Origin of the sequence: Streptomyces lacaronensis, assembly GCF_047337785.1 — a bacterium.
GTDB classification, from domain to species: Bacteria; Actinomycetota; Actinomycetes; order Streptomycetales; family Streptomycetaceae; genus Streptomyces; species Streptomyces lycopersici.
Genome location: NZ_JBLHDK010000003.1, coordinates 4,440,460 through 4,460,251, shown reverse-complemented (window position 1 = coordinate 4,460,251; position 19,792 = coordinate 4,440,460). Strand labels below are relative to the sequence as shown.

The window sequence follows — 19,792 nt, the reverse complement described above, 5'->3', positions numbered from 1 at the left end:
GGCGCGGTGCGCCGGGCCCTTACGCCGGTACGGGCTGGGGTGCCGGGACCCAGCAGCGGATGATGTCGCGCACGGACACCACTCCGACCGGGTCGCCCGCGTCGAGGACGACCAGATGACGGAAGCCGCCCTGGGACATCGCGCGGGCCGCCTCGTCCAGCGTCCACCCGGGGGCGGCGAAGACGACATCGGCGGTGGTGTGGTCGTGTGCGGCCTCCTGGTCGGGGTCCTGGCCCGCCCCCAGGGAGTTGAGGATGTCGCGCTCGGTGAGAATCCCCAGGCCGCTGGTGTCGGGATCGAGCACGATGGCCGATCCCACCCGTCGCGCCGACATCAGCCGGGCGGCCTGGCGGAGTGTGTGCGCGGGGCCGATGGTGAGGACCACCGAGCTCATGGCGTCACGGACGTGCATGGGCATGGATGGAGCCACCTCCTTGGTGAATCCCGGATCCCATTAGAGAAAGGATTCACAAGTTCACAAGGTCCTGGATTCTCATGTTCACATGCCTTGGTGGGTCCAACAAGGGCGCGCGGAAGCCGATCTGCCGCTGAGCGCGCCCCGCGCTCCGGTTCATGCTCTGGCCAGCCCCCGGAAGGCTCCTCAGGAGCGCAGGTAATCCAGCATCACCCTGTGCAGCAGCCCATTGGACGCCGCCGCGTCGCCGCTGTTCGGGCCCGGTACACCGTCGAGTCCGGTGAAGCGGCCGCCCGCCTCCTGGACGATCACCGCGTTGGCCGCCATGTCCCACAGCGACAATTCCGGTTCGGCGCAGATGTCCACCGAGCCCTCGGCCACCATCATGTACGGCCAGAAGTCGCCGTAGCCGCGGGTGCGCCAGCAGGCGCGGGTCAGGTCGAGGAAGCCGTTCAGCCTGCCGCGCTCCTCCCAGCCGCTGAGCGAGGAGTACGCGAACGAGGCGTCGGAGAGGTTGCCCACCTTCGAGACCGCGAGCCGGGACGCGGAGGACAGGCTGCGCCCGGTGTACGCCCCGAGCCCCTCGGCGGCCCACCAGCGCCGCCCCAGCGCCGGTGCGGAGACCACCCCGACCACCGGCCGGTCGCCGCCCTCACCGCGCTCCATGAGGGCGATCAGAGTGGCCCAGACCGGGACCCCGCGCACATAGTTCTTGGTGCCGTCGATCGGGTCGACCACCCAGCGCCGCGGACCGCTGCCCTCGCTGCCGAACTCCTCGCCGAGCACCGCGTCGCGCGGCCGGGCGCGCTGGAGCGAGGTGCGGATCAGCTCCTCGGCCGCCTTGTCGGCCTCGCTCACCGGCGTCATATCGGGTTTCGTCTCGACCTTGAGGTCGAGCGCCTTGAACCGCTCCATGGTGGTCGCGTCGGCGGCGTCGGCGAGAACGTGGGCGAGACGCAGGTCATCGTGGTAGTCGGGCATGGCCGAACAGTATCGACAGGAAAAGACGCGGAGCCACACGACTCCACAACGACCAGGGGACTTCGGCTGGACGGCCCGCCCGCGCGGGGCTCTTGACTTCATCTGGCGGCCCGTCAATTCTGTCGGGCACATGCCGGGCCGGGAGGCGACGATGCCCGCTCTGGGAGGCGACGATGCCCGCAGCGCGTGAATCCTTACTCGACGCGGCCTTCGCCGCGCTCGAACGCGGTCCGTGGCCGAGGGTGAAGATGTCCGAGGTCGCGGCGGCGGCCGGGGTCTCCCGGCAGACCCTCTACAACGAGTTCGGCAGCAAGGACGGTCTCGCCCGCGCTCTGGTGCGACGCGAGGCCGACGCGTATCTGTGCGGGGTCGAGCGGGCGCTGTCCGGGGTGTCCGGCGCGGTGGCACCCAGGGAGCGGCTGGCCGCCGCTGCGGTGTGGACGGTCCGCTCGGCGAGCGAGAACCCGCTGGTGCGGGCGGTGCTCACGGGCCGCTGGAACGAGCGGCTGCCGACGTCCGTAAGGACGACACCGCCGGGGAAGCCGGAGCGGCTGCCCGCGCCGGGCGAGCTGATCGGAGAGGCGCGGGACCGCGCGGTGCGGCTGCTGGAAGGCGACTGGCCGCCCGGCGCGGTCGAGCTGCCGCTGGCCTGTGAGGCGGTCGCCCGGCTGGCCCTGTCATACGTGGTGGCGCCCGCCCCGGCGGCGGATGTGGCCCGTATGGTGCGCACCGTGCTGGCCTGAGCCGCCCGGGGGGTACGGGGCGCCCGGTGGTACGCGTACGCCCGCGGCCCGCCGCGGGCGTAGGGATCCGTTCGCCGACGGCCTCAGTGGGCCGAACCGGAGAGCTGGAGCCCTATCACGCCGACGATCACCAGTGAGATGGAGATGATCTTGAGCGTGGAGACGAGGTCGCCGAGGAAGACCATGCCGTAGATGGCGGTCCCGGCGGCCCCGATCCCCGTCCACACCGCGTACGCGGGCCCCACGTCGAGCTTCTTCAGGGACAGCGTCAGCAGCCCGAAGCTGCCGAGCGCGAACGCGCAGAAGGCGATGGTCGGCCAGAGGCGGGTGAAGCCGTGCGAGAGCTTGAGACAGACGGCGAAGCCGGTTTCGAGTAGCCCGGCGACCACGACCAGCAGCCACGCCATAGAGATGCCCTCCCGTGCCGCTGTCGGCTGCCGTCGCCCGGGGCGTCCCCGGTCGCCTGGATTGCCTGAGTCGCCTCGATTGCTTGATGCGATTATCCATTTACCGCCCGGGTGGAGCGGCAAACACGCCCCCCTACGGGTGTCCGGCCGCTCCCTGCGGGTATCCGGCGGATCTTGCCGCCTGCGGCGGGCCTTTCCCCTCCCCGCCCCTTCCCGAAACTGGGGCTCCGCCCCAGACCTCGGGGGCCAGGGGCCCCATCCCTGGCCCCGGGCTTCGCACGAGGCCCCGCCGTGCGGCGGAGCCGCATGGCGATGCTGCGGAAGGGGCGGGGCCCCGGTCCGGGGTTTGGGGGAGCCCGGGGTCTGGGGCGAAGCCCCAGTTACGGGAAGGGGAGCAGCCCGCCGCAGGCGGCACGGTCCGCCGGACAGGTCCTAGTCGCCCTCTCGCCGCTCGCGGGTGGCCAGCAGCCGCCGCAGGGAGTAGAGCCGGGCCGGTTCGGCGTGGCCGTCGGCCACCCACTGGTCCAGCGCGCAGTCCGGCTCGTCGTGGCTACAGGCGCGCGGGCAGCCCTCGGTGCCCGGCTCCAGGTCCGGGAAGGCGTGGATGACCCGCGCCGGGTCCACGTGGTGCAGCCCGAAGGACCGCACGCCCGGGGTGTCGATCGCCCATCCCTTGGCGTCCGGCAGGGGCAGCGCGAGCGCGGAGGTGGTGGTGTGGCGGCCGCGGCCGGTGACCGCGTTCACCCGGCCGGTGGCCCGCTGGCGGTCCGGGACCAGCGCGTTCACCAGTGTCGTCTTGCCCACGCCCGAGTGGCCGACGAAGACGGTGATCCGGTCCGTCAGCCGCTCCCGCACCCGGTCGGCGGCGTCGCCGTCGGCCAGCTCGTCGCGGCTGGTGACGACATAGGGGACGCCGAGCGGCTCATAGGTCTTCAGCATGTCGTCGGCGGGCGCCAGATCGGACTTGGTGAGGACGAGCAGCGGCTCCAGGCCCGCGTCGAAGGCGGCCACCAGGCACCGGTCGATCAGCCGCGGGCGCGGCTCGGGATCGGCCAGGGCGGTCACGATCGCGAGCTGGTCGGCGTTGGCGACCACCACCCGCTCGTACGGATCGTCGTCGTCGGCGGTCCGGCGCAGGACGGAGGAGCGCTCCTCGACGCGGACGATCCGGGCGAGCGTGTCCTTGCCGCCGGAGAGATCCCCGACGACCCCGACCCGGTCGCCCACCACGACGCCCTTACGGCCGAGCTCGCGGGCCTTCATGGCGGTGATGGTGTGGTCCTCGACCAGGACCGTGAGCCGGCCGCGGTCGACCGTGAGTACGAATCCCTCGGCGGCGTCCTCGTGTTTGGGCCGGATGTTGGTGCGCGGCCGGGTGCCCTTGCGGTTGGGGCGGATCCGAACGTCGTCCTCGTCGGTGTGCTTGCCGTAGCGGCGCATGAGTCCAGGCTCTCAGGATCTCCGCGCCGAGGTCGTCGTCGCGTCGAGCATCCCGGCCCACAGACCGGGGAAGTCGGGGAGGGTCTTGGCGGTGGTCGCCACGTTCTCGACCAGCACGCCGTCGACGGCCAGGCCGAGGACGGCGGCGGCGGTGGCCAGCCGGTGGTCCTCGTAGGTGTGGAAGATCCCGCCGTGCAGCGGGCGCGGGCGGATCCGCAGACCGTCCTCGGTCTCGGTGACGTCCCCGCCCAGCTCGTTGATCTCCTTGGCGAGGGCGGCGAGCCGGTCGGTCTCGTGGAGCCGCAGATGCGCGATGCCGCGCAGCACCGACTCGGAGTCGGCCAGCGCCGCGACCGCCGCGATCACCGGGGTGAGCTCGCCGACCTCGTGCAGATCGGCGTCGATCCCGGTGATCCGGCCCGTTCCGGTGAAGGTCAGACCGGTGTCGGTGAGCTCGCAGGAACCGCCCATCTCGGTGAAGATCCGGCGCAGTTCGTCGCCGGGCTGGGTGGTGCGCTCCGGCCAGTCCGTGATGGTCACCCGGCCGCCGGTGACCAGGGCGGCGGCCAGGAACGGCGCCGCGTTGGACAGATCGGGCTCGACGATCAGGTCGCGCCCGAGCAGCGCGCTCGGCGCCACCCGCCAGACGCCCCGCTCGCCGCCCGCCTCCGGGGTGTCCACCCGCGCGCCCGCCGCGCGCAGCATGTCCACGGTCATCCGGATGTGCGGCAGGGAGGGCAGCGCGGCGCCGATATGACGCACCTCGACGCCCTGGTTGAAGCGCGGCGCGGACAGCAGCAGCGCGCTCACGAACTGGGAGGACGACGAGGCGTCGACGCGGACCGGGCCGCCGTCCAGCGCCCCGCCGCCGTGCACGGTCATCGGCAGCGCGCCGCGGCCGTCGTCGTCGATGCGGGCGCCCAGGGCGCGCAGCGCGTCGATCACGCCGTGCAGCGGGCGCTCGTGGGAGCGGGGGTCGCCGTCGAAGTGGACGGGGCCGTCGGCCAGGGCGGCGACCGGCGGCAGGAAGCGCATCACGGTGCCGGCGTTGCCGACATCGATGGTGGCCGGGCCGTGCAGCCCCGCCGGGATGACCCGCCAGGCCTCCCCGCCGCCGGAGGGGCCGCTGGAGCCGAGGGCGCCGTCGGACACCGTCTCCTCGATGCCGACGCCCATGGCGCGCAGGGCGGCGGCCATCAGGAGGGTGTCGCGGGAGCGGAGCGGGCGGCGCAGCCAGCCGGGTTCGGCGGCGAGCGCGGCCAGGATCAGACCGCGGTTGGTAACCGACTTGGATCCGGGCACGGTGACGGTCGCGTCGACCGCTCCATCGGCGGTCGGAGCGGGCCAGAGGGCGGTGTGGTCGCCCGGGGAGGTCTCAATGCCGGTCATGGGTCTTACTTTAGTGGTTCGCCCGGAGTGCCAATCCTGATCGAAAGTGGCGAAACCCAGTCGAAACACGGCGCTGCTACAAGGAGCCAACGAGGTGCCGGCGGTGGCGCGCCGGGCGCTCGTACGGGGTCACAGCCCCAGGGGCCGGGGTCAAAGCCCCAGCAGCCGGGGTCACAGTCCCGGCAGCCGGGGTCACAGCCCCATCAGCCAACGCCCTCCGGCGAGCAGCGAGCACAGCGAGACCACGTGGAAGAGCAGCAGCCAGGCGCCGGCCGGAATGCCGGTCAGCCGGGCGAGCTGGTCGGGGTCGGAGTCGTACGCGCCGCCCTGACGGCGCTTGCGCTGGAGCTCGAAGGCCGGTCGCACGCCCCCCAGGAGGAGGAACCACACCACGGCGTACGCGAACCCCGCCTGGACGTCCGGCCCGGTCAGCCAGGAGACGAGGAAGAAGGCGGCCCCGCTGATGACGACCGTAAGGACGCCATAGGCGTTGCGGATCATCACCAGCATCGCGACCAGCAGCGCCGTCGTCCCCCACAGCAGCAAGGTGATGTGGTTCGCCGCCAGCAGCCAGGCGCCGCCGAGGCCCAGCAGGGAGGGGGCGGTGTAGCCGGACGCCGCGGTGAGGATCATGCCCAGGCCCGTGGGCTTGCCGCGCGAGACGGTCAGCCCCGAGGTGTCCGAGTGCAGCCGTATGCCGTCCAGCCGCCGCCCGCTGAGCAGCGCGACCACGGCGTGGCCGCCCTCATGGGCCATGGTGACGGCGTTACGGGCTATCCGCCACGCCGTACGGAAGACCACGACCGCGAACGCGATCACGCCGGTGGAGACGACCAGCCAGGTGGTGGGGTCGGGCTGGGCGCCGGTCACCCGGTCCCACAGATCGGCGGCGTTCGTTGCGTCCATGTGCGGGCGGCTCCTCGCGTCGGTAGGGGTCGTGGCAGTGTGGCACCTATGTGCGGTCGATACGCAGCGAGCCGGAGGCCGGAGGATCTCGTCGGGCTCTTCGGAGTGGAGAAGTGGGAGCCGGAGGAGACTCTGGCGCCGGACTGGAACGTCGCGCCCACCAAGAACGTGTACGCGGTGCTCGAACGCCCCCTTAAGGACGCCACCGAGCCGTGCCCGGTTCGCCAGCTGAGGGCGCTGAAGTGGGGGCTGGTGCCGTCCTGGGCGAAGTCCCCCGAGGGCGGCGCGAAGATGATCAACGCACGGGCCGAGACCGTGCACGAGAAGCCGTCCTACCGGCGCCCGTTCGCCTCGCGGCGCTGCATCCTGCCCGCGGACGGCTACTACGAGTGGGTCACCGCGGCGGGGGAGCGGCAGCTGGAGGAGAAGGGCAAGCGGAAGCGGCCCCGCAAGCAGCCGTACTTCGTGACCCCGGTGGACGGCTCCGTGATGGCCATGGCCGGGCTGTACGAGTTCTGGCGGGACCGGACGCTGCCGGACGAACACCCCCGGGCGTGGTGGGTCACCTGCACGGTGATCACCACCGAGGCGGACAAGGAGCCCTTCGGGGGCGCGGCCCGGGACGAGGGGCCGGGCTCGCTCGCCGAGATCCACCCGCGGATGCCGCTGGTCCTCACCGAGGACCGCTGGGCCTCCTGGCTGGACCCGGGCCGCACCGACCCCGACGACCTGCTGCCGCTGCTGGCGCCGCCGCCCTCCGGGCTGCTGCGGGCGTACCCGGTGGCCACCGGGGTGAGTGATGTCCGTAACAACGGCCCCGAGCTGCTCGAGGAGCTCGAGGCCCCGGAGGAGGGCACGCTGTTCTGATGGCCGCGAAGAAGACGGACGAACCTCAGGTGACCACCGAGCTGGTGGCGACCCCGGCCGGGGACGCCCGGATCACCTGGCACCACGCCCCCGGCGCCCATGCCCTGCTGGCCGCCGGCCATGGCGCCGGCGGGGGCATCGAGGCGCGGGACCTGCGCGCGCTGGCCGGGGCGCTCCCCGGGCTCGGCGTGAGCGTCGCGCTGATCGAGCAGCCGTGGCGGGTGGCGGGCAAGAAGATCGCGCCCGCGCCCTCGACCCTGGACACCGGATGGCGTGCCGTATGGCCCGCGCTGGAGAAGGCCGGGCTGCCGATCGTGGCGGGCGGCCGCAGCGCCGGGGCGCGGGTGGCCTGCCGGACCGCGACGGAGCTGGGCGCGAAGGCCGTACTGGCGCTGTCGTTCCCGCTGCACACGCCGGGCAAGCCGGAGCGGTCCCGGGCCGAGGAACTGCTGGCCACGGGCGTGCCGACGCTGATCGTCCAGGGTGGCCGGGACTCGTTCGGGCGACCGGAGGAGTTCCCGGAGCTGCCCGCGGCCATGGAGCTCGTGGAGGTGCCGTACGGCGACCACGTCTTCGGCCTGCCGAAGTCGGCGGATCTCGACGAGGCCGCGGCGCTCGCCCTGATCACCGGGGCCGTCACCGACTGGCTGCCGCGCGCCCTGGGCTGACCGTCGGCCGTCGGCCGCTGACCTGCCCAAGGGCGCCCGGCGCCGGGTGGGAATGCGGCGGGAGGGATCCGTGTTGAACGGGCTGTCGGTACTCACCGTGTAAGAGGCACTGATACGCGGAATACGAGGAAAGGGAGTCCCCCGCATGGGTTCGCTTGCTTGCCCGGCCCGTCCACAGGCCGCTGACCTGGACTGGTCTCAGCTGCAGGCGGCGCAGGCCGTGAAGATCGAAGCGGCGGGCGCACCGGATCGTCGTCTATTCTCCGATTCGAGCGGGTCCACATCCGGACCCGACACGAAGCTGGAGGAGGTGGGTCAGGTCACTGGGACCGACGCAGGTACCGACGGCGTGACCGAGGGAGAGCCGGTCGAGCGGTCGCAGGAGCCGTCCTCGGAGCGCAACGCGCGCTTCGAACGGGATGCCCTTGCCTTCTTGGACCAGATGTACTCGGCCGCGCTGCGGATGACTCGTAACCCGGCCGACGCGGAGGACCTTGTGCAGGAGACCTACGCCAAGGCGTACGGGTCCTTCCACCAGTTCCGCGAGGGCACCAACCTCAAGGCATGGCTGTACCGCATCCTGACCAATACCTTCATCAACTCGTACCGCAAGAAGCAGCGGGAGCCCCAGCGCAGCGCGGCCGAGGAGATCGAGGACTGGCAGCTCGCACGCGCCGAGTCGCATATGTCGACCGGTCTGCGCTCCGCCGAGTCGCAGGCCCTTGACCACCTGCCCGACTCCGATGTCAAGGAGGCCCTTCAGGCCATCCCCGAGGAGTTCCGCATCGCGGTCTATCTCGCGGACGTCGAGGGCTTTGCCTACAAGGAGATCGCGGACATCATGGGTACACCCATCGGTACGGTGATGTCCCGGCTGCACCGTGGTCGCCGCCAGCTGCGCGGGCTGCTGGAGGACTACGCCCGTGGGCGCGGGCTGGTCCCGGCCGGCGCGGGCGCCGCGGCGGACGAGTCGCACGATCGGAAAGGCGCGGACTCATGAGCTGCGGAGAGCCGCATGAGACGGACTGCTCCGAGGTTCTCGACCACCTCTACGAGTTCCTCGACCACGAGATGCCGGACGGCGACTGCGCCAAGTTCGAGGTGCACTTCGACGAGTGCTCCCCGTGCCTGGAGAAGTACGGCCTCGAGAAGGCCGTGAAGAAGCTCGTCAAGCGGTGCTGCGGCCATGACGACGTGCCCACCGACCTCCGCTCGAAGGTCATGGGGCGGATCGAGCTGATCCGCTCCGGGCAGGCGGTGCCGGAGCGCGAGATCACGACGGAGACGAACGCGCCGAGCAGCGCCCAGGAGTGACCCCGGGGCTCAGGGCCCAGTGACCCCGGGGCTCAGGGCCCAGTGACCCCGGGGCTCAGGGCCCAGTGACCCCGGGGCTCAGGCCCCAGTGGATCCCCGGTCGAACGCCTATCGAGTCGGCGCGTTCTCATTCCCACCCTCGGTGATCAGATCATCACTCGAAGGGGTGTAATCGGACAGCCCCTCCGGTCCCATACGCCCCGCCTCGTCCTAAGCTCCCCAACCACCTGAGCCGCCCCGCCCGAGAGGGGTGGCGCGATGGACATGGATGGGGAGGAGGACACCGTGCGGGCACTTCCCCACGGGGCGCGCGCCTATGTCCTGTGCGCCGTGCTCGCCGGGGCGTACTGCGCCGCCCCGGCCGTACGGCCCGGAGCGGCCGTCCCCTGGGCCACGACCGCCCTGCTCGCCGCGGTTCACGCGGTCGGCTCCAGGGTCCGCGCCCGCTGGCCCGAATGGTGCAGCCCCGTCCTTCTGGCCGGGGCTTTTCTGCTGCCGCCCGCCGCCGCGGCGCTGGTCGCCGTACCCGGTGCGCTGCTCGCCCGTGTCGAGCGGCCCCCGGCCGGGGCGCGGCGGGCCTGGCGGGCCGCACGGCTCTCACTGGCCGTCTGGGCCGCCTCGTGTGCCTTCGCGGCCCTGGACGGCCCCGGGACCCTCAGCGCGCTCTGGGCCCTCGGCGACGGCGCCCAGGCCCCCGCTGGACGGGTGTCGCCCGGTACGCCCGGCTTTCCGTACGCCCTGGCGGCCGCCGTGGCCGCCGCGCTCGTCCTGGGCCTGACCGCCACCGCCCTGGAGGGCGGGGTGCTGGTCACCGCCGAGCGGCAGTCCCCGCGCGCCGCCTGGTGGGGGCGGCTGCCCGGCGCCCTCGCCCCGTATCTGGTGCACGGGCCCGCCGGGCTGGCCATGGCGGTGCTGTGGCGCAGCCCTTACGGACCGGCGGCGGCCCTGCTGGTGCTGCTGCCGATGTACGTCTGCGCCTGTGGCTTCGTGCTCTACCGCCGCGAGAGCGCCGCCCATCAGGCCACCATCCGGGCCCTGGTCCAGGCGGTCGACATCAAGGACCGCTACACCCGCGGCCACAGTGAGCGCGTCGGCCGCGCCTCCGCGATGATCGCCCGCGAGCTGGGCATGAGCGGCGACCGGCTGGAGGCGCTGCGGATCGCGGGCATCCTCCACGACGTCGGCAAGCTCGGCGTGCCCACCCGGCTACTGCGCAAAAACGGTCCGCTGACCCCCGATGAGCGCCGGGTGATCGAGCTCCACCCCGAGTACGGCGACGAGATGGTGCGCGGCATCGGCTTCCTGGGCGAGGCGCGGGCCGCGATTCTCCACCACCATGAGCGGCTGGACGGCAGCGGCTATCCGTACGGGCTCGCCGGGGCGCAGATCCCGGAGTTCGCCCGGGTGGTCGCGGTGGCGGACGCCTTCGACGCGATGACCTCGACGCGTACGTACCGCAGGGCCCGGCCGGTGCCCACGGCCGTGGAGGAGCTGCGACGGTGCGCGGGCTCGCAGTTCGACCCCCGCATGGTCGGGGCCCTCACTCGTGCCCTGGACCGCCACGGCTGGCACGCGGCCGTCACCGCGGACGCCCCTGACGAGCGCGGAAACGTCCCGGCAGAGCCCGCCCCGCCCCTGGTACGCGCGGCCGCCCCGGGCGCGTCGGACGCCCCCGGCGGGCCCCACCCCGGCGCGGGCGGCCCCGGCGGTGGCCCATGACCTCCGCCGAGGGCCCCACCACGCCCAGCACGAACGATTCCGCCCGCGCCTCCGGGCCCGCCTCCGGGCCAGCCGAAGAGGGCCCGGGGGGAGCTCCCGGTTCCTCGGGCAGAGGCAGAGGCGAGACGGGCGCCCCGTCCGGTCCCGGCCCCGACCAGGCCCCCCGGCCTGCCCCCGGGCCAGCCGACGAGGGAGCAGGGGGAGCCCCCGACAGCTCGGGCAGAGGCGAGGCGGGCGCCCCGGGTCGCCTCGGCCCCGATGGGGCCCCCGGGCCCGTCCAGGGGCCAGCCGACGCGGAGCCCGGGGAAGCCCCGGGCTCTTCAGGCACGGGCAGAGGCGGGACGGGCGCCCAGGACCGCTGCGGCTCCGATCGGGGTCCCCGGCCTGCCCCCGGGCCGGCCGACGCGGGGGCCGGGGAAGCCCCCGACACCCCGGGTAGAGGTGGGACCGGTGCCCCGGGCCGCTCCGGACCGCGCGGCCGGGACGCGAGCGCGGCTCAGTGGGCTGCCAGGGCGGGTCGCCGCGGTTCGGCAGCGGCCGACCCCCGACCTCCGAACGCTCTCGCCCGGATCGCCGCGCGGCACGCTCGTGCCCTCCATCGCACCCGCCGCCAACGGGCCGAGGCCGCCGCCGTCCGTGAGGAGGGGCGGGAGCGCATATCCCGGGGACGTTATGGCGGCCTTACGGTCGTCGCCGTGTATGGCGCGGCGGGGGCGCTCGCCGTAGTGGCGCTGGTGTGGACCGAGTGGCATGGGGTGCGGCAGGCGGAGGCGGCGCTGGCCTTCGGGGCGCTCATCGCCGTGGGGGAGGCGATCCGGTGCGTCGAGGCGCCGCCCGCGCTGCCGGGCGGCGGCGGGGGAGTGTCCGATCCGCGCGGTGAGCCCGCGCCCCTCGCCGCCGCAGGCGCGCTCGGTTACGCCCTGCTCGGGCGGCTCGGCGGGGAGCCCGCCATCCATGGCGTCCTCCAGGTGGTCACCGTCGTCGTGGCCGCGTCGCTCGCCGGGCTGGTGGCGCCGCTCGCGCTCGGCTGCCCGGTCGACCCCGGGCACACCGCCCGCCGGGTGCTGACCGCCGCGTTCGCCGCCGTCTGCTTCCAACCGCTGCACCGGACCGGCCGTTTGGCCGACTGGCTCGGCCACGGTCCGTCCCTCGTCGGCTATTTGCTCGCCCTGGTGGCCCTGACCGCCCTGTGCGACGCCGTCCTGGCCGCCGCCCTCGCGCGCGCCCGTACCGGCTGGCCTTACGGGCCGCTGCTCCGCGACGAGCTGCGGTCGCTGCCCGGGGTCGGGGCGGCGGTGTGCGCGACCGCGGCCGTGATGGCGCTCACCGTGGCCGTCGCCGGGCTGTGGCCGGTGCCGGTGCTGGCGGTGCCGCTGCTGCTGATCCAGTACTCCTACCGCCGCTACGCCGGGATACGGGCCACCTACCGCCAGACCATCGCCTCCCTGGCCCGGTCGACCGAGATAGCCGGGTACACCCCGACGGGCCACGCCCGCGAGGTGGCCGGGCTCAGCCGGGCCGTGGGGCGTGAGCTGGGCCTCTCCGAGCCCCGGCTGACCGTGCTGGAGTACGCGGCGCTGATGCACGACATCGGCCAGCTGTCGCTGGTGGACCCGGTGCCCGCGGGGGCCACCGAGCCGCTGCCCGCCGCCGAGCAGCGCAAAATCGCGTTGCTCGGCGGCGCTGTGGTGCGCCAGACCGGGGTACCCGCCGAGGTGGCGCTGGTCGTGGAGCGCCAGGCGGACCCGTACCGCGAGCAGCCGCTCGCCGCGCGTATCGTGCGCGCGGTGAACGCGTACACCGAGCTGGTGAGCGGGCCCGCGGCCGAGGGAGCGGCCGGGGTGGCGGCGCTGCGCGCCCTGGAGCGGCTGCGGCTGGCCACGGCGCGCGACTTCGACCCGGTCGTGGTCGAGGCGCTCGCCACGGTGCTGTCGCGCGGGGTTTACGGCCGCCCCCGGTGAGAACTGATAACTCGCCGGTAATGAGCGGGGCTCCCGAGGGGCATGGTTGGATGCGAGGAGAGGGGTGCCAGGCCAGATGGCCGGTGGCAAGGAGGTGTGGTGGGCGTCGCATCCCGGCCGCAGCGTGAGGGGTCGGGCTGAGATGTCCGCGAATGTGTGGCAGGTTGTCTTCGAGGGAGGGCGACGCCGTCCGCGAAGGCATCTGGTACGGGACGACTTCGATACCGGCAGGCGGGAATCGTGAAGATCTTCGGCAAGGTACGGCACCGGCCGTCCGCCTCATGGCGGCAGGCCACGGACCGTGCGTTCACGCTCATCGGCGACGGCCGGTACGAGGACGCGGGCGCGCTGCTGACCCGCGCCGCCGACCTGGAGCCGTGGCTGTCGGAGTCCTGGTTCAACCTGGCGCTGCTGCACAAGTTCCGGCACGACTGGGAGCAGGCGCGCGCCGCGGGGCTGCGGGCGGTCGCGCTGCTGGACCGCGAGACGGGCGCTCCGGACTGGTGGAACGTGGGGATCGCGGCCACCGCGCTCCAGGACTGGCCGCTGGCCCGCCGCGCCTGGCAGGCGTACGGGCTGAAGGTGCCCGGAGAGGCGTCCGCGTCCGGTGAGCCGCTCGGCATGGAGCTGGGCAGCGCGGCGGTGCGGCTGTCCCCGGAGGGCGAGGCCGAGGTCGTCTGGGGCCGCCGGCTGGACCCGGCCCGGATCGAGGTGCTGTCCATCCCGCTGCCGTCGTCCGGGCGGCGCTGGGGCGAGGTGGTACTGCACGACGGCGTGCCGCACGGTGAGCGGGTGACCTCCGCGGGCCCCGCGTACCCGGTCTTCGACGAGATCGAGCTGTGGGCGCCGTCCCCGGTGCCGACCTGGGTGGTGCTGCTGGAGGCGGCCACCGAGGCAGACCGGGACGCCCTGGAGCGGCTCGCGGCGGACGCGGGTTTCGCGGCCGAGGACTGGTCGTCGTCGGTGCGGCTGCTGTGCCGTTCCTGCTCGGAGAGCCGGATGCCCAGCGACGAGGGCGAGGGCGAGCATCTGGACCCGCACGACCACAGCGAACCGGGCCATCCTGGGCCGCTGGGTCACCGTATGGCGGGCTCGGGCTCGCTGTGGGCGCCCGAGCGCGAATGCGGGATCGCGGCGCCTGGAGGGTTGGTGCGGGGGTTGCTGGACGGGTGGGTCGCCGACAGTCCGGACACGCGTGAGTGGCGGGATCTGGAAGAGGTCTGCTGACCGCCTGGCGGCTGGCGGCTGCCCTGGGTTCTGGGGCGGCCGGCGGTCGTGGCGCCTGCGGCGGGCTTGTCCCCTCCCCGCCGGGCCCCCGTAGCGGCCCGACAGGCCCCGGAAGGCCCCCGAAGGCATGCGTGGAGGCCCGGTCACACCGTGTAAGCACACCGCACCCCGCCGCGCCGTGCCCGTACCCTGTAGGGCGACGCATCATGGTTGAAGGAAGGCGTACGGCGGACGATGTCGCAGCAAGGGACGAAGCAGCGGGTGGACGACGAGTTCATCGTGGACACGGAGGACTGCGAGGAGCGCGAGCGGGCCTTCCGCGAGCGCGGCACCGCCCGCCCGATCACCGTGTACGGCAACCCGGTCCTGCACAAGGAGTGCCGGGACGTGACCGTGTTCGACGAGGAGCTGGCGCGGCTCGTCGACGACATGTTCGCCAGCCAGCGGGCGGCGGAGGGCGTGGGCCTGGCCGCCAACCAGATCGGTGTCGACCTTAAGGTCTTCGTCTACGACTGCATGGACGACGAGGGCGTTCGCCATGTGGGCGTGGTGTGCAACCCGGTGCTGGAGGAGCTGCCCGCCGACCGCCGGATGCTGGACGACTCCAACGAGGGCTGTCTGTCGGTCCCCACGGCCTACGCGGAGCTGGCCCGCCCCGACTACGCGGTGGTGCGCGGCCAGGATCTCGACGGTGAGCCGATCGCGGTGCGCGGCACCGGCTACTTCGCGCGCTGCCTCCAGCACGAGACCGATCACCTCTACGGCTACCTCTACATCGACCGGCTCTCCAAGCGCGACCGTAAGGATGTGCTGAAGCAGATGGCCGAGGGCACCGCCCGCTATGAGACGGTGCCGAACGACTGAGTGTGCCGTACGTCAATAGGGCCGGGCCCCCGGGGCCCGGCCCTATTGACGTCAGAAGTCGTCGTCGAAGGCGACCGACCCCTCGACCGCGACCTGGTACGCCGAGGCGCGCCGCTCGAAGAAGTTGGTCAGCTCCTGGACGTTCTGCAGCTCCATGAAGGAGAACGGGTTCTCCGAGCCGAAGACCGGGGCGAAGCCGAGCCGCTGGAGGCGCTGGTCGGCCACGCACTGCAGATACTCCTGCATCGACGCGGTGTTCATGCCCGGCAGCCCGTCCCCGCACAGATCGCGGGCGAACTGGAGCTCCGCCTCGACGGCCTCCTTCAGCATGTCGGTGACCTGCCGCTGGAGCTCGTCGTCGAAGAGGTCCGGCTCCTCCTCGCGGACGGTGTCCACGACCGAGAAGGCGAACTCCATGTGCATCGACTCGTCGCGGAACACCCAGTTGGTGCCCGTCGCCAGGCCGTGCAGCAGTCCGCGCGAGCGGAGCCAGTACACGTAGGCGAAGGCGCCGTAGAAGAACAGCCCCTCGATGCAGGCCGCGAAGCAGATCAGGTTGAGCAGGAAGCGGCGGCGGTCCTCCTTGGTCTCCAGCCGCTCGATCTTCTCCACCGAGTCCATCCAGCGGAAGCAGAACTCGGCCTTCTCCCGGATGGAGGGGATGTTCTCGACGGCGGCGAAGGCCGCGGCGCGGTCGTCCGGGTCGGGGAGGTAGGTGTCCAGCAGCGTCAGATAGAACTGGACGTGCACCGCCTCCTCGAAGAGCTGCCGCGACAGATACAGCCGCGCCTCGGGGGAGTTGATGTGCTTGTAGAGCGTCAGCACCAGGTTGTTGGCCACGATCGAGTCGCCGGTGGCGAAGAAGGCGACCAGGCGGCCGATGAGGTGCTGCTCACCGGGGGAGAGCTTGGCGAGGTCGGCGACGTCGGAGTGGAGGTCGACCTCCTCCACGGTCCAGGTGTTCTTGATCGCGTCGCGGTAGCGGTCGTAGAACTGCGGGTACCGCATCGGCCGCAGGGTCAGCTCGAACCCGGGGTCCAGCAGGTTCTTGGCGTGGCCCGGCGCGGTGTTCACGGTGGTCATCTCGGATGCGGTGGGCATTACTGGCAGGCCTCGCAGGACTCGGGGTTTTCCAGGGAGCAGGCGATCGTGTCGGCCTCGGCCGGGGCCTGCTGGACGGGGACAGTGGGGGTGGGGGTGGGGGTGGGCGTGGCGGCCGCGGCGGCGCCGCCCCGGGCGCTCTGGGCGATCCGGGTGGCCGGACGCGAGCGCAGGTAGTACGTGGTCTTGATGCCGCGCTTCCAGGCGTACGCGTACATCGAGCTGAGCTTGCCGATGGTCGGCGAGGCCATGAAGAGGTTCAGCGACTGGCTCTGGTCGAGGTACGGGGTGCGGGCCGCCGCCATGTCGATCAGGGCGCGCTGCGGGACCTCCCACGCGGTGCGGTACAGCTCCCGTACGTCCGCGGGCACCCAGGAGAAGTCCTGGACCGAGCCATTGGACTCGCGCAGCGCCTCACGGGTCTGGGCGTCCCAGACGCCCAGCTTCTTGAGGTCGTCCACCAGATAGGAGTTGACCTGGAGGAACTCCCCGCTGAGCGTTTCGCGCTTGAAGAGGTTGGAGACCTGCGGCTCGATGCACTCGTAGACGCCCGCGATGGAGGCGATGGTCGCGGTCGGCGCGATCGCCAGCAGCAGCGAGTTCCGCATCCCGGACTTCGCCATCCGCGCGCGCAGCGCCTGCCAGCGCTCCGGCCAGGTGGCCACCGCGTCCGGGTAGTGGTCCGGGTGCAGCACACCGCGCGCGGTGCGGGTCTCGGCCCAGGCGGGGTGCGGGCCGTGGCGCTCGGCCAGCTCGCAGGACGCCTCGTACGCGGCGAGCATGATGCGCTCGGAGATCCGCGTGGAGAGCGCCGTGGCCTCGGGCGAGTCGAACGGCAGCCGCAGCCGGAAGAAGACGTCCTGGAGCCCCATGAGGCCCAGACCCACCGGGCGCCAGCGGGAGTTGGAGGCCCCGGCCTCCTCCGTGGGGTAGAAGTTGATGTCCACCACACGGTCGAGGAAGGTCACGGCGGTGTGGACGGTGGCGTCCAGGCGCTCCCAGTCCAGCTGCCCGTCCTCGCCCAGGTGCGCGGCGAGGTTGATCGATCCGAGGTTGCACACGGCGGTCTCGCCGTCGTCGGTGACCTCCAGGATCTCGGTGCAGAGGTTGGAGGAGTGGACGACCCTGCCGGGTTCGGCGGTCTGGTTGGCGGTGCGGTTGGCGGCGTCCTTGAACGTCATCCAGCCGTTGCCGGTCTGCGCGAGGGTGCGCATCATCCGGGCGTACAGCTGGCGCGCCGGGACCTGCTTGACGGCCTTCCCCTCGGCCTCGGCCCTGCGGTACGCGGCGTCGAACTCCTCGCCCCACAGGTCCACCAGATCGGGCGCGTCGGCCGGGGAGAACAGCGACCAGTCGGCGTCCGCCTCGACCCGGCGCATGAACTCGTCCGGGATCCAGTGGGCGATGTTGAGGTTGTGGGTGCGGCGGGCGTCCTCGCCGGTGTTGTCCCGCAGCTCCAGGAACTCCTCGAGGTCCGCGTGCCAGGTCTCCAGGTAGACACAGGCCGCGCCCTTGCGCCGGCCGCCCTGGTTGACGGCGGCCACCGAGGCGTCGAGCGTGCGCAGGAACGGCACGATGCCGTTGGAGTGCCCGTTGGTGCCCCGGATCAGCGAACCGCGCGCCCGGATGCGGGAGTAGGACAGGCCGATGCCGCCCGCGTGCTTCGACAGCCGCGCCACCTGGTGGTAGCGGTTGTAGATCGAGTCCAGCTCGTCCAGCGGGGAGTCCAGCAGATAGCAGGACGACATCTGCGGATGCCGGGTGCCGGAGTTGAACAGCGTGGGGGAGCTGGGCAGATACGACAGCGTGCTGGTCAGCCGGTAGAGCTCGGCCACGTCCTCCAGCGCCCGCTCCGAGTGGTCCTCGGCGAGCCCGCAGGCCACGCGCAGCAGGAAGTGCTGCGGGGTCTCGATCACCTGACGGGTGAGGGGGTGGCGCAGCAGATAGCGGCTGTAGAGGGTGCGCAGCCCGAAGTACCCGAAGCGGTTGTCGGCGCCGTCGGCCAGCGCCCGCTCCACCAGCGCGTCCAGCCGCTCGGCGTGGGCGGCGGCGAACTCCGCGGTGGAGTCGGCGAGCAGGCCCTCGCGATGGCCCACCCGGACGGAGGCCGAGAAGGAGACCGCGCCCTGCCCGGCCGCCTCCTCCGTGATGGTCAGCGCCAGCAGCCGCGCCGCGAGCCGCGAGTACTCCGGCTCCTCGGCGATCAGTCCGGCCGCCGCCTCGGTCGCGAGGGCACGCAACTCCGCCTCGTCCGAACCGGGATGACGGCCGCGCAGGGCGGCGGCCGCGACCTTGCCGGGATCGGTGGCGGGCAGATCGGCGGTGAGTCCGGTGAGAGTCCGTAGCAGGGCGGTCCCGGGCGCGTCGTCCGCTGCCTGAGAAGCCGCCTGCGCTGAAACCGGATCGGCGGGCGCGATGGTCACTGAGGTGCTCTCCTTCGCTCGGTCAGGGCCTGTCCGGAGCTGTGATCTGGGCTCAGGGAGCGGGGCGTGGTGCGTGCGATCGCAAGGCGCCGGAAGGCCCTCGTAGCGGAGCTACTAGGGCGTTTCGGCAACCTCCGCGAGCGTGCGTACCACGCCCCGCGAGCCCAGATCACAACTCCGGACAGGCCCTGAGGCCGCCAGGGGTGGTGCGATGGGCGCGTACGGGCATGCCGATGCCGCACTCCTCGTACGCCGGGCACACCACGCAGCGTCCATCGGCCCAACCCTCGGGGCCGGGGGACGTGTTCACAGGGCCGTCGGCAGGTGCTCGGACTCACGGGCACGCCGAAATGAGCGCACACGTACACCGTTGCGGGACAGTTCCGGATTCCCACCGGATTCCCCTGCGGTGACAGCGAGGACGAGCATACATCTTGTGTCGGCCGACGCACGCACCCCCATATCTTGTGTCGGAGCTGCGGAGTTTCGCATGAATGTGCTAATGCGTTCCGAAGGTGGCCCGTGACCTGGGGCGCGGGTCAGGCCATCACCTGGGGCGTGCGGCGCGGGGCGTCACAGCTCCACGGTGAAGGCCAAGAGGGTGAGGTCCGTCCCCGGCAGGGGCCCCCAGTCGCGCTCCGGGGCACGGGTGAAGCCCAGCCGCTCGTACAGGCGGTGGGCGGCGGTCATCGAGTGCTGGCTGCTGATCACTATGCGCCGCAGGCCCAGTGCGCGGGCCCGGTCAAGGCAGGCTCGCACAAGCGCTTCGGCGGCGCCGCGTCGGCGCGATTCGGGGCGGACGGCCAGCATCCGGAACTCGCCCTCGCCGGGGCGGGCCAGCTCCGCGTACGCCCCGCCGTGCACGGCGAACGCCACGGCGCCCAGCACCTCGTCGCTCGCCGCGTCCGCCGCGACCAGCAGCTCGGACTCGGCGGCCCGGCGGCGGGCGTCGCGCAGGGTGGCGAGATAAGGATCACTGTCCCCGAAGTCCAGGAGTCCGTCCCCCAGATACACCTGCGCGGTGAGCTCTCCGATTGCGTCCAGTTCCTCGTCCCGTGCGCGCCTGATCGTGATGTCCATGCCCGCAGTCTGCCGCAGGCCACTGACAGCCGGGTCGCCGGGCGCGGGGTGTGGGGGGTGTGGGGTGTGGGTCCTCGGTGTCACCGGGTGACGGCGGTGATCACTCCGGTGGAGCCCGCGCGCTTGTTGGCGGCGTCGGCTTCCTGGTGGGTGACGTAGCGCCGGACCGTGCCGTCCGGCAGCGTCAGCTCATAGACGACAACGGGTTGAGGCGGCCATTGAGCCGCTGTTCCGCCGCAGTTGCAGGCCATGGTTGCCCTTCCTTTCCCTCGGGTCGTTGTGGGGCG

Annotated in this window: 19 protein-coding genes and 1 riboswitch; of the genes, 9 read left to right on the top strand and 10 right to left on the bottom strand. The window is 72.6% G+C overall.

The window, feature by feature from the left end; translation table 11 throughout:
* Nucleotides 1-19: 19 nt before the first annotated feature.
* Nucleotides 20-412 carry a CBS domain-containing protein gene (locus tag ACMTAK_RS18775; protein WP_413812930.1) on the bottom strand — a complete coding sequence of 131 codons (393 nt, stop codon included), beginning with the start codon at nt 410-412 and terminating at the stop codon, nt 20-22.
* Nucleotides 413-601: 189 nt separating this feature from the next.
* Nucleotides 602-1,396 carry a histidinol-phosphatase gene (hisN, locus tag ACMTAK_RS18770; RefSeq protein ID WP_413807296.1) on the bottom strand — a complete coding sequence of 265 codons (795 nt, stop codon included), beginning with the start codon at nt 1,394-1,396 and terminating at the stop codon, nt 602-604.
* A 173-nt stretch (nt 1,397-1,569) separates the two neighbouring features.
* Here hisN and ACMTAK_RS18765 point away from each other — a divergent pair, with 173 nt between their 5' ends.
* On the top strand, nt 1,570-2,139 hold the full coding sequence (locus tag ACMTAK_RS18765; RefSeq protein ID WP_413807295.1) for a TetR/AcrR family transcriptional regulator: 570 nt from the start codon (nt 1,570-1,572) through the stop codon (nt 2,137-2,139).
* A gap of 83 nt (nt 2,140-2,222) precedes the next feature.
* Here the strand turns inward: ACMTAK_RS18765 and ACMTAK_RS18760 are convergent, their stop codons facing one another.
* From ACMTAK_RS18760 to ACMTAK_RS18745, 4 genes are all read right to left on the bottom strand, one after another.
* On the bottom strand, nt 2,223-2,546 hold the full coding sequence (locus ACMTAK_RS18760) for a DMT family transporter (protein WP_262701764.1): 324 nt from the start codon (nt 2,544-2,546) through the stop codon (nt 2,223-2,225).
* Between the two features lie 432 nt (nt 2,547-2,978).
* A complete protein-coding gene (gene rsgA / locus ACMTAK_RS18755) occupies nt 2,979-3,986 on the bottom strand; it encodes a ribosome small subunit-dependent GTPase A (RefSeq protein WP_413807294.1) in 1,008 nt (335 codons plus the stop codon).
* A 12-nt stretch (nt 3,987-3,998) separates the two neighbouring features.
* Nucleotides 3,999-5,375, bottom strand: a complete 1,377-nt coding sequence (gene aroA / locus ACMTAK_RS18750) for a 3-phosphoshikimate 1-carboxyvinyltransferase (protein ID WP_413807293.1) — start codon at nt 5,373-5,375, stop codon at nt 3,999-4,001.
* A gap of 192 nt (nt 5,376-5,567) precedes the next feature.
* Nucleotides 5,568-6,281: a M50 family metallopeptidase gene (locus ACMTAK_RS18745; RefSeq protein WP_413807292.1), complete on the bottom strand. Its 714-nt coding sequence runs from the start codon at nt 6,279-6,281 to the stop codon at nt 5,568-5,570.
* A 48-nt stretch (nt 6,282-6,329) separates the two neighbouring features.
* On the opposite strand from ACMTAK_RS18745, the gene ACMTAK_RS18740 reads away from it, so the two are divergent.
* The 8 genes from ACMTAK_RS18740 to def all read left to right on the top strand — a co-directional run bounded on the left by ACMTAK_RS18740 (nt 6,330) and on the right by def (nt 14,901).
* On the top strand, nt 6,330-7,148 hold the full coding sequence (locus ACMTAK_RS18740; protein ID WP_413807291.1) for an SOS response-associated peptidase: 819 nt from the start codon (nt 6,330-6,332) through the stop codon (nt 7,146-7,148).
* Nucleotides 7,148-7,816, top strand: coding sequence for an alpha/beta hydrolase family protein (locus tag ACMTAK_RS18735; protein WP_413807290.1), 669 nt, complete (start codon nt 7,148-7,150; stop codon nt 7,814-7,816). The genes ACMTAK_RS18740 and ACMTAK_RS18735 overlap by 1 nt, the downstream gene beginning before the upstream one ends.
* A gap of 310 nt (nt 7,817-8,126) precedes the next feature.
* Nucleotides 8,127-8,816 carry a sigma-70 family RNA polymerase sigma factor gene (locus ACMTAK_RS18730; protein ID WP_413807289.1) on the top strand — a complete coding sequence of 230 codons (690 nt, stop codon included), beginning with the start codon at nt 8,127-8,129 and terminating at the stop codon, nt 8,814-8,816.
* Nucleotides 8,813-9,130 (top strand): mycothiol system anti-sigma-R factor, encoded by a 318-nt coding sequence (rsrA, locus tag ACMTAK_RS18725; protein ID WP_413807288.1) that lies wholly within the window; start codon nt 8,813-8,815, stop codon nt 9,128-9,130. The genes ACMTAK_RS18730 and rsrA overlap by 4 nt, the downstream gene beginning before the upstream one ends.
* Nucleotides 9,131-9,415: 285 nt before the next feature.
* On the top strand, nt 9,416-10,849 hold the full coding sequence (locus tag ACMTAK_RS18720) for an HD-GYP domain-containing protein (protein WP_413812929.1): 1,434 nt from the start codon (nt 9,416-9,418) through the stop codon (nt 10,847-10,849).
* A gap of 695 nt (nt 10,850-11,544) precedes the next feature.
* The gene (locus tag ACMTAK_RS18715; RefSeq protein WP_413807287.1) at nt 11,545-12,810 is read left to right on the top strand and encodes an HD-GYP domain-containing protein; all 1,266 of its coding nucleotides are present in this window, start codon (nt 11,545-11,547) and stop codon (nt 12,808-12,810) included.
* A gap of 240 nt (nt 12,811-13,050) precedes the next feature.
* Complete coding sequence (locus tag ACMTAK_RS18710; protein ID WP_262701756.1) at nt 13,051-14,037, top strand: tetratricopeptide repeat protein; 987 nt, start codon at nt 13,051-13,053, stop codon at nt 14,035-14,037.
* A 234-nt stretch (nt 14,038-14,271) separates the two neighbouring features.
* Nucleotides 14,272-14,901, top strand: coding sequence for a peptide deformylase (def, locus tag ACMTAK_RS18705; protein WP_262701755.1), 630 nt, complete (start codon nt 14,272-14,274; stop codon nt 14,899-14,901).
* 51 nt (nt 14,902-14,952) lie between these two features.
* On the opposite strand, the gene ACMTAK_RS18700 is transcribed toward def, so the two are convergent.
* The 4 genes from ACMTAK_RS18700 to ACMTAK_RS18685 form a co-directional block, all read right to left on the bottom strand.
* Nucleotides 14,953-15,984 carry a ribonucleotide-diphosphate reductase subunit beta gene (locus ACMTAK_RS18700; protein ID WP_413807286.1) on the bottom strand — a complete coding sequence of 344 codons (1,032 nt, stop codon included), beginning with the start codon at nt 15,982-15,984 and terminating at the stop codon, nt 14,953-14,955.
* Between the two features lie 17 nt (nt 15,985-16,001).
* Nucleotides 16,002-18,425: a ribonucleoside-diphosphate reductase subunit alpha gene (locus ACMTAK_RS18695; RefSeq protein WP_413807285.1), complete on the bottom strand. Its 2,424-nt coding sequence runs from the start codon at nt 18,423-18,425 to the stop codon at nt 16,002-16,004.
* Nucleotides 18,426-18,727: 302 nt separating this feature from the next.
* A riboswitch (cobalamin riboswitch) is annotated at nt 18,728-18,888 on the bottom strand.
* A 110-nt stretch (nt 18,889-18,998) separates the two neighbouring features.
* Nucleotides 18,999-19,505 carry a GNAT family N-acetyltransferase gene (locus ACMTAK_RS18690; protein WP_413807284.1) on the bottom strand — a complete coding sequence of 169 codons (507 nt, stop codon included), beginning with the start codon at nt 19,503-19,505 and terminating at the stop codon, nt 18,999-19,001.
* 80 nt (nt 19,506-19,585) lie between these two features.
* Nucleotides 19,586-19,756 carry a DUF7196 family protein gene (locus tag ACMTAK_RS18685; RefSeq protein WP_201858189.1) on the bottom strand — a complete coding sequence of 57 codons (171 nt, stop codon included), beginning with the start codon at nt 19,754-19,756 and terminating at the stop codon, nt 19,586-19,588.
* Between the last annotated feature and the right edge of the window lie 36 nt (nt 19,757-19,792).